This is a genomic window from Streptomyces sp. NPDC016851 (genome assembly GCF_055562795.1).
Genome location: NZ_JBVHEP010000002.1, coordinates 41,295 through 56,079, shown reverse-complemented (window position 1 = coordinate 56,079; position 14,785 = coordinate 41,295). Strand labels below are relative to the sequence as shown.

The following is a 14,785-nucleotide window of genomic DNA, read 5'->3' as shown; positions in this document are numbered from 1 at the left end:
CTCATCTCTGGCGGGCGGCGCGCCGGGCCAAACCCTTGCGGGCCGGCGGCGACATCACGAGCCTGGGGTGCATGACGGACAACACGCGACTCGACCACGTCGTCCTCTGGGTGCGCGACCCGCTCGCCGCCGCGGACTTCTACGAGAAGGCCGTCGGCCTGGAAACGCTCAGGCTCACGGAGTTCGCCGCCGGAGAGGTGCCGTTCCCCTCCGTACGCGTCAACGACGAGACCATCCTCGACCTCATGCCGCTGACCTTCGCGGAACGGATGACGATGCTGCCCGGCGCCGCCGACAGCGCGGGGCACCCCGTCAACCACGTCTGTCTGTCTCTGCCCCGGGGCGACTTCGACGCCCTTCTCAGCCGCCTGGAGGAACGCTCCGTACCGGTGTCGGACCTCTCGTACGACTCCTTCGGGGCCCGGGGCAAGGCCACGCGCAGCTTCTACTTCCGCGACCCGGACGGCAACGTCTTCGAGGCGCGGCACTACGACTGACCAGGGCGCAAGGCCTCAGAACAGCGGCTCGGGCAGCACCCCTTCGAGGGCCAGCAGCTTCCGCTTGGTCTCCAGGCCGCCCCCGAAGCCCCCGATTCCGCCGCCGCTCTCGACGACCCGGTGACAGGGCACCACCACCGGCAGCGGGTTGGCGCCCATCGCCGTGCCCACGGCCTGGGCGGCGCCCGGCTGGCCGACCCGCCCGGCCAGATCGCCGTACCCGACGACCGTGCCGTACGGCACTCCGGATGCCAGCTCGCGCAGAACCTCGCGGTTGAAGCCGGAGATCAGCGACCAGTCCAGCGGCAGGTCGAAGGCGCGACGCTCACCCGCGAAGTACGCCTCGACCTGACGTATCGCCTCGGCCAGCAGCGGGGAGCCGGGCGCCTCGGCGGGCTCGGTGCCGAGCCGTGACGCCAGCCGCTCGACGGCCCGGTCCCGCACCGCGTCCGTGGCGTGGAACACGACGTTCACCAGGCCCTCGCGGGTCGCCGCCAGCAGCAGCGGGCCGATGGCGCTGTCGACGACGCCCCACACGACCCGCTGCTCAACCTGCCCATGGCTGTCCATGCGCCCACCGTACGACCCACCACTGACAACGCCGCCCCGGCCGGACGCACCGCCCACGGGCGGCCGGCCTGCCTCACCCGCCCACGGCCTCCCGCACCACGTCCGGCTTGTTCGTGATGATCCCGTCGACCCCGTACCCGGCCGCCCGCCGGGCCCTCGCCGCGCCGTCGACCGTCCAGGTGAGGACCTGCAGCGGCCTGCCGTGCGGCCCGGTGAACGCCTGGACGGAAGAGACGTACGCCGTGGAGAGCGAGCCGTACGGCGGGTTGATCTGGTCGGCGAAACCGGCGTAGAGCGGCAGGGCAGCCACGGGCGGCGTGCCCAGCAGGCCGGTCTTCACAGCGGGCTTCAGCTCGTGCACCCTCCGCACGCTGTCCGCGCTGAAGCTCTGCACGACCAGCCGTCGCGCCACGTGGGACCGGTCCAGCCAGCCCTCGTTGGCCAGGACCTTGAGCGTCTGCCGCTCGATGCCCGGATACAGCTCCGGGTTCTTGATCTCCAGAAGGAGATTCTGGTGATGACGCTCGACGCGGTTCACGAACTGCTCCAGCGTCGGTACGCGCGCGTCCGCGTACGCGGGGCCGAACCAGCCGCCCGCGTCGAGACGGGCGATCTCGGCGGCGGTGAAGTCCTTCACCTTCCAGGGAGCCCGGCCGGGATAGACCTCCTCGACGTCCGTGGTGCGCCGCAGGTTGTCGTCGTGGAGGACGACGAGCTCACCGTCCCTGGTGCGCTGCACGTCGTTCTCCACCCAGCGGATGCCCAGCTCGGCCGCCTTGTCCACGGCGGCCAGCGTGTTCTCGGGCGCGTACGCGGAGGCTCCCCGGTGTGCGATGACCAGCGGCCAGCCGCCGCCGGTTGCGGCCCGCGCAGGGGAGACAGGGAACAGGAGGGCGGCGGTCCCCAGGAGCGCGGTGGTCGAGGCGGCAACAGCGCGCGCGTGCATACGTACTCCTCGCGTCGGGCGATCACGGCATCACAGACAGCTCAACTGTGACAGCAGAGAGTCAACGAAAGAGGGGTACAGGATGGCCACAGGTTGAATGGAGAGGACCCAACTCCGCACACCGGTAGCGCACAACTGGGGCAAGGACGTGTTTCTTTGCCGGAAAGTCGTTCGACCATTCCGGTGGGGGTCATACTCTCTGCGTCAACCCTGACCGCTGCCGCGGTCCTGGGAGGGGGCGCACATCGGGAATTCCGGGTCGCAAAGGGCGGGAAGGGCAGCCGCGCATGCAGGGCACGGTCGACGGATTCAGCTACGGCCTGGTCACACCCCTGGTGGCCTACCTCATGGCCTGCCTCGGAGGCGCCCTCGGCCTGCGCTGCACCACCAGATCCATGCTCGTCGCCCACTCCTGGCGCCCCGGCTGGCTCGCCCTCGGCTCGGCCGCCATCGGCTCCGGCATATGGACCATGCACTTCATCGCGATGATGGGGTTCACGGTCCGCGGGGCCACGATCCACTACGACAAGCCGATGACCTTCGCGAGCCTGGCCGTCGCGATCGTGATGGTGGGCGTCGGGATCTTCATCGTCGGCTACAAGGGAGCCCGCGGAACGGCTCTGTTCACCGGCGGCACCATCACCGGCCTGGGCATCGCGTCGATGCACTACCTCGGCATGGCCAGCATGCACGTGGACGGGAAACTGGAGTACGACACGCTCACCGTCGGCATCTCGGTCGCGATCGCCATGGCCGCCGCCACCGCCGCTCTGTGGGCGGCCGGCCAGGTCAGGGGCCTGCTGTGGAGCGTGGGCGCCAGCCTCGTCATGGGACTCGCCGTCAGTGGCATGCACTACACCGGCATGGCCGGCCTCAGTGTCCACCTGCACGGCACGGCCGAACCCACCGCGGGAGAGTCACCCGCCGCCCTGCTCGCGCCCATGCTGATCGGCCCGCTCGCCTTCCTCCTCCTCGCCGGCGTCGTGGTGATGTTCGACCCGCTGATGGTCATGGGGAAGCCCGCGGTCGTCCCCGTCGAGCACCGGCCCGGCATTCCCGCCCACGTCCACACGCCCCACAACCCGCAGCGCCTGCGGCTCCGCCCCCGCCGCACCGTGGAGCACCGAGGCTCCCGAACCCCGCAGAACCGCTGACCGGAGCCCATTGTCAGTGCGGGGTCGTACGGTGGATCCCATGCGGCCCGTTTCCCAGATCGAACGCACGGTGGCGCCCTTCGAGGTCGTCAGCCCCTACCAGCCGAGCGGCGACCAGCCGACGGCCATCGCCGAGCTCGCCCAGCGCATCCAGGCGGGTGAGAAGGACGTCGTCCTGTTGGGCGCGACCGGCACCGGCAAGTCCGCCACCACCGCGTGGATGATCGAGAAGCTCCAGCGCCCCACGCTCGTGATGGCGCCGAACAAGACGCTGGCGGCCCAGCTGGCGAACGAGTTCCGGGAGCTTCTTCCGAACAACGCCGTCGAATACTTCGTCTCGTACTACGACTACTACCAGCCCGAGGCCTACGTCCCGCAGTCGGACACCTACATCGAGAAGGACTCCTCGATCAACGAGGAGGTCGAGCGCCTGCGCCACTCCGCGACCAACTCGCTGCTCACCCGCCGCGACGTCGTCGTGGTCGCCTCGGTCTCCTGCATCTACGGCCTCGGTACACCGCAGGAGTACGTGGACCGCATGGTCCCCCTCCGCGTCGGCGAGGAGCACGACCGCGACGAGCTGCTGCGCCGCTTCGTGGACATCCAGTACACGCGCAACGACATGGCCTTCAGCCGCGGCACCTTCCGCGTCCGCGGCGACACCATCGAGATCTTCCCGGTCTACGAGGAGCTGGCCGTCCGCATCGAGATGTTCGGCGACGAGATCGAGGCGCTGTCCACGCTGCACCCGGTCACCGGCGAGATCATCAGCGACGACCAGCAGCTCTACGTCTTCCCGGCCTCCCACTACGTCGCAGGGCCCGAGCGCCTGGAGCGGGCCATCAACGACATCGAGAAGGAGCTGGGCGAGCGCCTCGCCGAGCTGGACAAGCAGGGCAAGCTCCTGGAGGCCCAGCGCCTGAGGATGCGCACGACCTACGACATCGAGATGCTCCGCCAGATCGGCTCCTGCTCCGGCGTGGAGAACTACTCGATGCACTTCGACGGCCGCCTGCCCGGCTCCCCGCCCAACACGCTGCTGGACTACTTCCCGGACGACTTCCTCCTCGTCATCGACGAGTCGCACGTCACGGTCCCGCAGATCGGCGCCATGTACGAGGGTGACGCCTCCCGCAAGCGCACGCTCGTCGACCATGGCTTCCGGCTGCCCTCCGCCCTGGACAACCGCCCGCTGAAGTGGGAGGAGTTCCAGGAGCGCATCGGCCAGACGGTCTACCTGTCGGCGACCCCCGGCGCCTACGAGCTCTCCCGCTCGGACGGTGTCGTCGAGCAGATCATCCGCCCCACCGGCCTCATCGACCCGGAAGTCGTCGTCAAGCCCACCGAGGGCCAGATCGACGACCTGGTGCACGAGATCCGGCAGCGCACCGAGAAGGACGAGCGCGTCCTGGTCACCACGCTCACCAAGAAGATGGCCGAGGACCTCACGGACTACTTCCTGGAGCTGGGCATCCAGGTGCGCTACCTGCACAGCGACGTCGACACCCTGCGCCGTGTCGAACTCCTGCGTGAGCTGCGCGCCGGCGAGTACGACGTGCTGGTCGGCATCAACCTCCTGCGGGAGGGCCTCGACCTGCCCGAGGTGTCCCTGGTGGCGATCCTGGACGCCGACAAGGAGGGCTTCCTGCGCTCCGGCACCTCCCTGATCCAGACCATCGGCCGCGCCGCGCGCAACGTCTCCGGTCAGGTCCACATGTACGCGGACAAGATCACCCCGGCGATGGCGAAGGCCATCGACGAGACCAACCGGCGCCGGGAGAAGCAGGTCGCGTACAACAAGGAGCGGGGCATCGACCCCCAGCCCCTCCGCAAGAAGATCAACGACATCGTCGCCCAGATCGCCCGCGAGGACATCGACACCGAGCAGCTGCTCGGCTCGGGCTACCGCAAGGCGAAGAAGGACGGCGGGGGCACCAAGGCGCCCGTGCCGTCCCTGGGCAGGGGCGCCGAGGGCGCCAAGCCGGCCAAGGGCAAGGGCAAGGGCAAGGCCAAGGAGACGGTGCCGACCGACCGCCCCGCGGCCGAACTCAGCGAGCAGATCGAGGAGCTGACCGCACGCATGCGGGCCGCCGCCGCGGACCTCCAGTTCGAGATCGCGGCCCGACTGCGCGACGAGGTCTCCGAGATGAAGAAGGAACTGCGCCAGATGAAGGAGGCGGGCCTGGCCTGACGGCGGACCGCGTACGCGCAGTGTTGCAAGACCGACACAAAGTGCGGACCGGGGTACGGGACTGTCAGTGTCCCTGCGTAGTGTTCTGATCAACCGCGACCGCGCGGCAACAGGGGACGTCCGAGAGGGGATCAGCGCGTGACCGTCAACATGACCAAGGGTCAGGCCATCAGTCTGCAGAAGAACGACGGTGGCAGCCTGACCGCGGTACGCATGGGTCTCGGCTGGCAGGCGGCTCCCCGGCGCGGCCTGTTCGGCTCGCGTACGCGGGAGATCGACCTCGACGCCTCGGCCGTTCTGTTCGCCGACAAGCAGCCGGTCGACGTCGTCTTCTTCCGCCACCTGGTGAGCGACGACGGCTCGGTGCGCCACACCGGTGACAACCTCGTCGGCGGTGTCGGCCAGGGCGGCGACGACGAGGCGATCCTCGTCGACCTCTCGCGCGTCCCGGTCCACATCGACCAGATCGTCTTCACCGTGAACTCCTTCACGGGCCAGACGTTCCAGGAGGTGCAGAACGCGTTCTGCCGCCTGGTCGACGAGACCAACGGCCAGGAGCTCGCCCGCTACACACTGGCCGGCGGCGGCCAGTACACGGCCCAGATCATGGCCAAGGTGCACCGCTCGGGCCCGGGCTGGACGATGACGGCCATCGGCAACCCGGCCAACGGCCGCACCTTCCAGGACCTGATGCCGGCGATCCTGCCCGTCCTCTGAGGCCCGGGGCCAACCGGCCGGGGCGGGGCAGGCGAGCGGCACACGACACCAGACAACGACACGGGGGGAGAAGGCGATGACGGCCGAGCTGGTGCGGGGGCAGAACCACCCGCTCTCCCAGGTCCGACTCGAGATCCGGGTCTCGGCCGGCACGCCGATCGTGGCCGCGGCCGCGCTCAGCGACGACAACGGCCGGATCCAAGGGCCGGAGTGGGTCGCCCACCCGGGCGCGCCCACCCAGCCGGGTCTGGAGGTCTCCCGGCAGGCCGCCGCAGACCATCGCCTCGCCGTGGATCTGGACGCCGTGCCGGAGGCCGTCCACCGGGTCGGCGTGCTGCTCGCCCTGCCCGCCGCCGGGGCGGGCCCGAGCCGTTTCGGCGCCGTGGCCGCCCCGTTCGTCGCCGTCACGGGCCTCGACGGCGTCGAGATCGCCACCTACACCATCACCGGCCTGGAAGCCGAGTCCGCGGTCGTCGCCCTGGAGCTCTACCGCCGGCAGGGCGCCTGGAAGGTGCGTGCCATCGGTCAGGGCTACGCGGGCGGCCTCGCCGAACTCCTCACCGACCAGGGCCTGCCCGAGGCCCGCAGGCTCGCGGCCGGCATCGACGACGCGGTGGCCCAGGGGGTGGCCCGCTCGGTGCAGGCGCCCCTGCCGCGCACGGCGGACGGCGACCGCTCCCGGCAGACGGCCGCCCCGGCCCTCGGCCCGGACCAGAGCGGCACCGCGCCTCAGCCGGACCAGGCACCACCGACACCGCCGTACGGCGGTCAGACACCCGGCGGTCCGGGGCAGCCCACGCCGCAGACGCCGTCGTACCCCGGTGCGGCCCCCGACCCCAACGCCGTCACCCAGCCCTCCACGTCCACCACGGGCGGCCCGATCGACTACAGCCACCCGCGCCGCCAGAACACCGCTCCGCCTCCGCCGCCGCCCACCGCACCCCCGGCCGCACCGGGGCAGCCCGCCCGGCCCGTCGCGGGCGACGCGACCGGCTGGTCCATGGACGAGCGGCTCTACAACCAGGTGTGGGGCATGTTCGAGGACCTGGCCCGCAGCACCGCCGCCTACCGCAGCGCCGTCGACTTCGCCGAGTCCCGCATGGACAAGGAGCTGGAGCAGGTCCTCTCCGACCCGCGCAGCAGGATCGGCGGACAGGGCGACGCCGCCCGCGAGGCTGCCCGCGCCCGGCACGACCAGCTCGTCGCCCAGGCCGGCGAGGCCCTCGACCGGGACCTCGCCCAGCTCGTGGCCGAGGCCGAGGTCGTCGAACCCGCCCTCCCGCCGGCGTACGCCCGCTGGGACAGCCCCGTCTGGCACGCCTACCGCGTATCGATGGAGATGCCCATGGCCCTGCGCCTAGGCGACCTCCATCTCCCCGAAGCCGACCGGATCCGCATCCCGATGCTGGTCAGGCTGCCGCTGGAGCGCGGCCTGTGGATCGACAGCGGCCGGACCGGCTCGTCCGGTGGTTCGTTCGAGGACTCGCACGCCCTGGGGCGTCTCGCCCTGGAGACGGCGGTCGCGCACGCGGCCCGGCTGCTCGCCGTCTACCCGGCGGGGGAGTTCACCGTCCACGTGATCGACCCGGCCGGCTCGGGTGCGCAGCCGCTCGCACCCCTGGTGCAGACCGGGGTGCTCGCGGCCCCGCCCGCGCTCGGCGCCGCAGGAGTGGCGGACGTGCTGAGCCGGCTCACCCAGCGGGTCGACCTGGTGCAGATGGCGGTGCGGGGCGGGGCCGCCGACTCCCTCCCGCCGGGCTTCGACACCTCCCAGCAACTGCTGATCGTCAACGACTTCCCGCACGGCTTCGACGACCGGGCCGTGACCCAGCTGCGCTACCTCGCCGACGAGGGCCCCGCCTTCGGAGTCCATCTGATGATGGTGGCCGACCGCGAGGAGTCGTCGGGGTACGGGCCTTTGCTCGACCCGCTGTGGCGTTCGCTGCTGCGACTGACGCCGGTACCCGACGATCATCTCGCCGACCCGTGGGTCGGTCATGCCTGGACGTACGAGCCCTCGCTCGTGCCGCCGGGCAGCCAGGTCCTCCAGCAGGTGCTCACCCAGGTCGCGGCCGCCCGCACCAAGTATGTGTAAAGCCGTTTGACCAGGGGTTTTGGTCTTTCTTTTGCCAAGCGCTTTACCTTCTCTTGGTGATTGGGTACTGTTGACGGCACGGAGGGGAGTACTCCCTGTCTGCTGCGGCGTACCCGTCAATACGGATCAGGCCAGATCCCGGGGCGTCGGCCCATCCTTGGGTGGAAGAGACCTCCGGCAGCGACGACGCTGACATTTGCCGTTACGACTGCCGGAGGCGCAGTGGATGTTTCCGTGACCCTATGGGTCCTGACGATCGTGGGGCTCGCCGCCCTGATCGCGGTCGACTTCTTCATCGGCCGCAAGCCGCACGACGTATCGATCAAGGAAGCCGGGATCTGGACGGTCGTCTGGATCGTCCTGGCCGCCCTCTTCGGGCTCGGCCTGCTGGTGTTCGGCGGCGGCCAGCCCGCCGGTGAGTTCTTCGCGGGCTTCATCACCGAGAAGTCGCTGAGTGTCGACAACCTCTTCGTCTTCGTCCTGATCATGGCGAAGTTCGCGGTGCCCTCGCAGTACCAGCAGCGCGTCCTGCTGATCGGTGTCCTCATAGCCCTGGTCCTGCGGGCCATCTTCATCGCCGCCGGCGCGGCGATCCTCGCCAGCTTCTCGTGGGTCTTCTACCTGTTCGGCGCCTTCCTGATCTGGACCGCCTGGAAGCTCATCCAGGAGGCCCGGGCGGAAGAGCAGGACGAGGAGTTCGAGGAGAACAAGCTGCTCAAGGCCGTTGAGCGCCGCTTCGGGGTGGCCGACCGCTACCACGGCACCAAGCTGTGGATCCAGGAGAACGGCAAGCGGGTCATGACCCCGATGCTGGTCGTGATGCTCGCCATCGGCTCCACGGACGTGCTGTTCGCGCTCGACTCCATCCCCGCGATCTTCGGCCTGACGCAGGACCCGTACATCGTCTTCACGGCCAACGCGTTCGCCCTGATGGGTCTGCGCCAGCTGTACTTCCTCATCGGCGGCCTGCTGAAGAGGCTGGTCCACCTCAGCTACGGCCTGTCGATCATCCTCGGCTTCATCGGCGTGAAGCTGGTGCTGCACGCGCTGCACGAGTCCGGGGTGCACGTGCCCGAGATCAGCATTCCGGTCTCGCTCGGCGTGATCTGCGCCGTCCTGATCGTCACCACGATCACCAGTCTGCGGGCTTCGAAGAAGCAGGCGGAGGCCGAGGCGGCCCAGGAGCCGAGCGGAGGCGCTTCCAAGGACAGCATCGACGTCTGACCACGTCGGACGCGGGAGCAACCATCACCGGGACCGGTGGTCGGCGAATTGCCGGCCACCGGTCCCGGTGCTTGTTTGTTCTTGAACGCGTTCCCCGGCCCGGGGACGCCGTGTTCGGCTGGAGGTGCCATGAAGTTCGTACAGATCATCGATTTCGAGACCGAGCGCTTCGACGAGATGGAGCGGGTCTTCGAGGAAGCGGGGAGACGCTTCGCCGACCGGCCGGGCGGCCCCAAGCAGCGCATGCTTCTGAAGGACCGCGACAATCCTCGCCGTTATCTGGCGCTGATCGAGTTCGACTCCTACGAGGAGGCCATGCGCAACAGCAACGACCCCGAGACCAGCAGGATGGCGCGGCAACTGGATGAGCTCTGCATCGGCGAGCGGGTGTTCACCAACTGCGACCTCGTGGACCAGCGCGAGCTTGCGTAGCCCCGGGACACGCGTGAAGGGGCCCCGCATGACCGGAGTGCGGGGCCCCTCACGTCTTGGGTCGGCGAACCGTTCGGCTCGCTCGTCACCCTGATGGCCGACGGCGGGGACACCGACTCACGACGGGAGTTCACCCCGAAGCCGGCTTCGCGGCCGCCGCCACCGGCACCGGACGCGTCTCCGGCAACAGCGCGAAGCACCCCAGGCTGAACAGCGCGATCGCCGTCAGATACGCGGCCACACCCCAGGGCACCCGCCCGCCCTGCTCGGCCAGCGCCGTCGCCACGATCGGCGTGAGCGCGCCTCCGATGACCCCGCCGAGGTTGTAACCGACGGCCGCGCCCGTGCAGCGGACCCGCGGCTCGTACAGCTCCGGCAGATACGCGGCGATCACGGCGAACATCGTGATGAAGGCGAGCATCGCCCCGAGGAAGCCGAGGAACATCGGCAGCGGCGCGCCGGTGGCGAGGAGCGCGACCATCGGGAACATCCACAGGGCGGCGGCCGCGCATCCGGCCAGGCACAGGGGACGCCGGCCGTACCGGTCCCCGAGCAGCGCCACCAGCGGCGTGAGCGCGCCCTTCACGACCACGGCGCCCATGATGCAGGTCAGCATGACGCTGCGGCTCACCCCCAGCCGCTCCGTCCCGTAGGCGAGCGACCAGGTCGTCACGGCGTAGAAGATCGCGTAGCCGATCGCGAGCGCCCCGCCGGTCAGCAGCAGAAGCCGCCAGTGGTCGCGCAGGACCTCGACGAGCGGCACACGCGCGTGGTCGTCGATCCCGAGGAAGCTGGGGCTCTCGGTGAGCGACGAGCGCAGCCACAGCCCCACGACGGCCAGTACCCCCGCCGCCCAGAACGGCACCCGCCACCCCCATGAGGCGAACTGCGCCTCGGACAGCGTCGCCGAGAGCCCCAGCACCACACCGTTGGCGAGCAGGAACCCCAGCGCGGGCCCGACCTGCGGAAAGCTCGACCACAGCCCGCGCCGCCCGGCGGGCGCGTGCTCCACCGTCAGCAGCACGGCCCCGCCCCACTCCCCGCCGAGCCCCAGTCCCTGGAGGAAACGCAGCACCAGGAGCAGCAGCGGAGCGACCACGCCGATCGTCCCGTACGTCGGTACGCAGCCGACCGCGACCGTGGAGGCACCGGTCAGCAGCAGGGAGGCGACGAGGACCGGCCGCCGCCCGTGCCGGTCCCCGATGTGCCCGAACAGCACCGACCCCAGCGGCCGCGCGATGAAGCCCACGCCGAAGGTCGCGAAGGCGGCCAGCGTCCCCGCCACCGGCGAGAAGGTGGGGAAGAACAGCGGCCCCAGGATCAGGGCCGCCGCGGTGCCGTAGACGAAGAAGTCGTAGAACTCGATGGCCGTGCCGGCGAGCGAGGCGGCCGCGAGGCGCGGCATGGAAGGCGCCCTTACGGAGCGTACGTCGTGCATGCCGCGTCAACTACCCACCGTGACGGCGGGTTACGGGGGCGCGCGGAGGCCCCGGGGGCCCTCAGTACGTGACCGTGATGCGCCGGGCCGGTCCGTCCACGCGCACGGTGCCGCCGTACGGGATCACCAGCTGCGGATCGGTGTGCCCGAAGTCGACGTCGAAGACGATTGTGACGTCGGGGGCGTAGGCCCGCATGGCGTTGAGGACGGCCTCACGCTGTTCGGACGCGTGTCGAGCGGCCTCCTCCGGGCTGTTGGGCCGCTCGAAGGACCAGGTCTTCGGGCGGCCCATCAGGAGGGCCGAGAAACGCTGGAGCAGCCCGCGTTCGCCCATGTTGCGAAGGGTGCAGAAGACCTCCGTGGCGCTCGGCATGTCTTCCGAGGTCTCCAGAAGCAGCACGCCACCGTCGTACACCGACAGATCGCGCGCGATCTCCCGGTCGGCCATCAGCAACCAGCCGACGATCTCCAGGCAGCCGCCCCAACTGCGGCCCTCGACCACCCGGTCGGCGTTGACCCAGGTCCAGCCGGTCCCGGGCCGGGTCTCCGGCTCCGCGTCGAAGGTCGCCGGATCCGCCCAGTCCCGGTCGATGTCACGCCACCGCTCGGCGGGCCGCAGTTCGTAGGGGCCGGGGGTGAACAGGGCGGCGCGCAGGGACTCGGCGGTCTGCGGGTGCATGGCCACCGGGCGGCCCAGCTCGCACATCACACTCGCCCCGTGAAAGGCGACGATGCCGCTGTTGTGGAGGTAGGCGAGCAGGTTCGTGTTGTCGCTCATCCCGAAGAACGGCTTCGGGTTGGCCCGGATCAAATCCCGGTCCAGCAACGGCAGCACAGTGATCTGGTCGTCCCCGCCGATCGACGCGATGACCGCCTTGATGTCCGGGTCGGCGAAGGCCGCGTGGATGTCGTCGGCCCGCTCCTGAGGTGTGGAGCCCATCTTGCGGGTCGCCGGGTACTCGACCGGCTCCAGTCCGTACTCCTTGCGCAGCCGCTCCAGGCCCAGGTCGTAGGGGAGCGGTAACAGACCGGGCAAGCCGGAGGAGGGCGAGAGCACGGCGATGCGGTCACCGGGAGACGGCTTGGGAGGGTAGGAGAGTCTCGTCATGGCGGGAGGCTACGGCCCGGCGGTCCGTCGGCGCACCGTGATAAACCGGGTCCGAGCAGCGGTCCGTCGCGGGCCGCCCGACCCCGAACGGACCGGAGGAACCGTGCCCCGCACCCTGGCCAACGCCCCGATCATGATCCTCAACGGCCCCAACCTGAATCTGCTCGGCCAGCGTCAGCCGGAGATCTACGGCTCCGACACCCTCGCCGACGTCGAGACCCTGTGCGCCAAGGCGGCGGCCGCGCACGGCGGCACGGTCGACTTCCGCCAGTCCAATCACGAGGGCGAGCTGGTGGACTGGATCCACGAGGCGCGGCTGAACCACTGCGGCATCGTGATCAACCCGGGGGCCTACTCGCACACCTCCGTCGCCATCCTGGACGCCCTCAACACCTGTGACGGCATGCCCGTGTTGGAGGTCCACATCTCCAACATCCACAAGCGCGAGTCGTTCCGGCACCACTCCTACGTCTCGCTGCGTGCCGACGGGGTCATCGCGGGGTGCGGGGTGCAGGGGTACGTCTTCGGCGTGGAGCGGGTCGCGGCGCTGGCCGGGACGGGGCACGCCGACGCCTGAGCCGAGCTCCGGCGCCATGCCGCCCGGCCGGGGTCATGACGACAGCTGCGCCGGGGCCGCCGGTCGAGGGCGGGGATCGACAGACCGGCGGCCCATCCGCCCAGGAGCCGTCATCCTGCGCGGGGCTGCTACCAGTTGACTGCGCAACTACGTGGAGGGGGAGCGTACGTACGACACCGGCGTGTGCGAATGATTCACACGGGGCGCGTGCGCGGCCTACTGGTCCCCGGTTTCGTGCGCCCCGCGCGGTCTCTCACCACCCGCGCGCGTGCCACTCCGGCAGCTGCGGGCGTTCCGCGCCCAGCGAGGTGTCGTTGCCGTGCCCCGGGTAGACCCACGTCTCGTCCGGGAGGACGTCGAAGATCTTCGTCTCCACATCGTGGATGAGGCTGGCGAACGCCTTGGGATCCTTGTGGGTGTTGCCCACACCGCCGGGGAAGAGGCAGTCCCCGGTGAACACATGGGGATGCCCGTGAGGGTCGTCGTAGACGAGGGCGATCGAACCGGGCGTGTGCCCGACCAGGTGGCGCGCGGTGAGCTCCACGCGCCCCACGCGGATGGTGTCGCCGTCGTCGACCAGCACGTCGGTCGGCACCGGGATGCCCTCGGCGTCGTCCCGGCCCGCGTACGTGCGGGCGCCGGTCGCCGCCACGACCTCGGCGAGCGCCTGCCAGTGGTCGCCGTGCCGGTGGGTGGTGACGACGGACGCGATGCCGTCGTCACCGATCATGCCGAGCAGGGTCTCCGCCTCGTTCGCGGCGTCGATCAGCAGCTGCTCGTCCGTGGCCCGGCAGCGCAGCAGATAGGCGTTGTTGTTCATCGGACCGACCGCGATCTTGGTGATCATCAGGTCCTTGAGCTCGTGCACGTCGGCAGGTCCGCCGACCGTCACCTGTCCGCTGTACGTCATGAGCGCCAGCCTATAGCGGGGGAGCGGCCCGGGTCCTACAGCGGGGGCAGTGCCGGGAGCGCTCCGCCGTCCACCGTCAGCGCGGCCCCGGTGCGGCGGCCGGCGAGCCAGCCCAGCAGGTCCGCCGGGGCGCCGGTGACGGTCACCTCGGGCCCGTCGTCCGCCTCCCGTCCCGTGCTCCACGCGCGCGTGCCGTCCGTGAGGCGCGTGGGCGGTACGTCGGGATGCCCGGCGAACCGGTCGGCGAGGAAGGCGATCTCCCGTTCCGTGAAGTCCGCCGGCAGATCCTCCAGCTCGTACCCGATCCCCAGGTCCACGTGGTGCAGCTCCACCTCCACCCACCGCCGGAACGGCACTCGCGACGCGGAGTCCGTGACCCCGCCCCGCAACTCCACCGTGCGCGACCAGTCGGCGGGAGCGTCCCCGGCCTCCTGGAACCGGGCCGCACTCTCGCGCAGGTCGACGAGGTGGACGTCGACAGGGCGCGCGGCGTCCCGCTCGATGTCGGCGTCCCGGGCCTCGCCGGAGACGTACATGGGGCGGCCTTCGAGGACGTTCACGAGGGCGTCCGCGTTGCGGGCGAGATGGGCCAGTACATGGCCCCGGGTCCAGCCGGGCAGCCGTGACGGCTGCGTCACAGAGGCGTTGTCCAGTTTGCCGACTGCGATGAGCAGCCGTTCCGTAGCGGTTTGTACAGACGCCAGGTCATGACCGTGATCAATCATGGTGCTGACCCTAGCTCCGCCACACCTTCGGGTGAAGGTGGTGAAGGAGTGCCGGTAATCGAATGCGCGTGCTATAAGGTCGGACGTGACGTCGGGCATGCTGGAAAGCCGGGGTTTGTTGGCAACCCGTGAATCCGCCCGGCGTTGTCAGTGGCTCCCCCTAGTCTGAGAAAGCACGGGGGCCCCGCCCCTGTCACTTCT

At 70.2% G+C, this 14,785-nt stretch carries 14 protein-coding genes; 8 read left to right on the top strand and 6 right to left on the bottom strand.

All coding sequences use genetic code 11. The features are described 5' to 3' along the window. Positions 1-71: 71 nt before the first annotated feature. Positions 72-497, top strand: coding sequence for a VOC family protein (locus ACZ3I3_RS02975; RefSeq protein WP_467362043.1), 426 nt, complete (start codon positions 72-74; stop codon positions 495-497). A gap of 15 nt (positions 498-512) precedes the next feature. Here ACZ3I3_RS02975 and ACZ3I3_RS02970 read toward each other — a convergent pair whose 3' ends face one another. Further along, positions 513-1,067 (bottom strand): methylated-DNA--[protein]-cysteine S-methyltransferase, encoded by a 555-nt coding sequence (locus ACZ3I3_RS02970; protein ID WP_399410138.1) that lies wholly within the window; start codon positions 1,065-1,067, stop codon positions 513-515. Between the two features lie 73 nt (positions 1,068-1,140). Further along, positions 1,141-2,013, bottom strand: coding sequence for a glycerophosphodiester phosphodiesterase (locus ACZ3I3_RS02965; RefSeq protein WP_467362042.1), 873 nt, complete (start codon positions 2,011-2,013; stop codon positions 1,141-1,143). Between the two features lie 287 nt (positions 2,014-2,300). On the opposite strand from ACZ3I3_RS02965, the gene ACZ3I3_RS02960 reads away from it, so the two are divergent. The 6 genes from ACZ3I3_RS02960 to ACZ3I3_RS02935 all read left to right on the top strand — a co-directional run bounded on the left by ACZ3I3_RS02960 (position 2,301) and on the right by ACZ3I3_RS02935 (position 9,826). Then, complete coding sequence (locus ACZ3I3_RS02960) at positions 2,301-3,167, top strand: MHYT domain-containing protein (RefSeq protein ID WP_467362041.1); 867 nt, start codon at positions 2,301-2,303, stop codon at positions 3,165-3,167. A gap of 40 nt (positions 3,168-3,207) precedes the next feature. Further along, a complete protein-coding gene (gene uvrB / locus ACZ3I3_RS02955) occupies positions 3,208-5,358 on the top strand; it encodes an excinuclease ABC subunit UvrB (protein ID WP_467362039.1) in 2,151 nt (716 codons plus the stop codon). 138 nt (positions 5,359-5,496) lie between these two features. Beyond that, on the top strand, positions 5,497-6,075 hold the full coding sequence (locus ACZ3I3_RS02950) for a TerD family protein (protein WP_020277616.1): 579 nt from the start codon (positions 5,497-5,499) through the stop codon (positions 6,073-6,075). Positions 6,076-6,151: 76 nt separating this feature from the next. Further along, the gene (locus ACZ3I3_RS02945) at positions 6,152-8,170 is read left to right on the top strand and encodes a TerD family protein (protein WP_467362038.1); all 2,019 of its coding nucleotides are present in this window, start codon (positions 6,152-6,154) and stop codon (positions 8,168-8,170) included. Between the two features lie 222 nt (positions 8,171-8,392). Continuing rightward, positions 8,393-9,394 carry a TerC/Alx family metal homeostasis membrane protein gene (locus ACZ3I3_RS02940; protein ID WP_467362036.1) on the top strand — a complete coding sequence of 334 codons (1,002 nt, stop codon included), beginning with the start codon at positions 8,393-8,395 and terminating at the stop codon, positions 9,392-9,394. A gap of 129 nt (positions 9,395-9,523) precedes the next feature. Beyond that, positions 9,524-9,826, top strand: coding sequence for a hypothetical protein (locus ACZ3I3_RS02935; RefSeq protein ID WP_467362035.1), 303 nt, complete (start codon positions 9,524-9,526; stop codon positions 9,824-9,826). A gap of 130 nt (positions 9,827-9,956) precedes the next feature. Here the strand turns inward: ACZ3I3_RS02935 and ACZ3I3_RS02930 are convergent, their stop codons facing one another. Both ACZ3I3_RS02930 and ACZ3I3_RS02925 read right to left on the bottom strand, forming a co-directional pair. Then, positions 9,957-11,231, bottom strand: coding sequence for an MFS transporter (locus ACZ3I3_RS02930; protein WP_467362034.1), 1,275 nt, complete (start codon positions 11,229-11,231; stop codon positions 9,957-9,959). A gap of 94 nt (positions 11,232-11,325) precedes the next feature. Further along, complete coding sequence (locus ACZ3I3_RS02925; protein WP_467362032.1) at positions 11,326-12,372, bottom strand: S66 family peptidase; 1,047 nt, start codon at positions 12,370-12,372, stop codon at positions 11,326-11,328. A 103-nt stretch (positions 12,373-12,475) separates the two neighbouring features. On the opposite strand from ACZ3I3_RS02925, the gene aroQ reads away from it, so the two are divergent. Next, the gene (aroQ, locus tag ACZ3I3_RS02920; protein WP_467362031.1) at positions 12,476-12,949 is read left to right on the top strand and encodes a type II 3-dehydroquinate dehydratase; all 474 of its coding nucleotides are present in this window, start codon (positions 12,476-12,478) and stop codon (positions 12,947-12,949) included. A gap of 253 nt (positions 12,950-13,202) precedes the next feature. On the opposite strand, the gene ACZ3I3_RS02915 is transcribed toward aroQ, so the two are convergent. Continuing rightward, a complete protein-coding gene (locus ACZ3I3_RS02915; RefSeq protein ID WP_467362030.1) occupies positions 13,203-13,859 on the bottom strand; it encodes an MBL fold metallo-hydrolase in 657 nt (218 codons plus the stop codon). A gap of 35 nt (positions 13,860-13,894) precedes the next feature. Beyond that, positions 13,895-14,584, bottom strand: a complete 690-nt coding sequence (locus ACZ3I3_RS02910; RefSeq protein ID WP_467362029.1) for a maleylpyruvate isomerase family mycothiol-dependent enzyme — start codon at positions 14,582-14,584, stop codon at positions 13,895-13,897. Positions 14,585-14,785 lie beyond the last annotated feature (201 nt).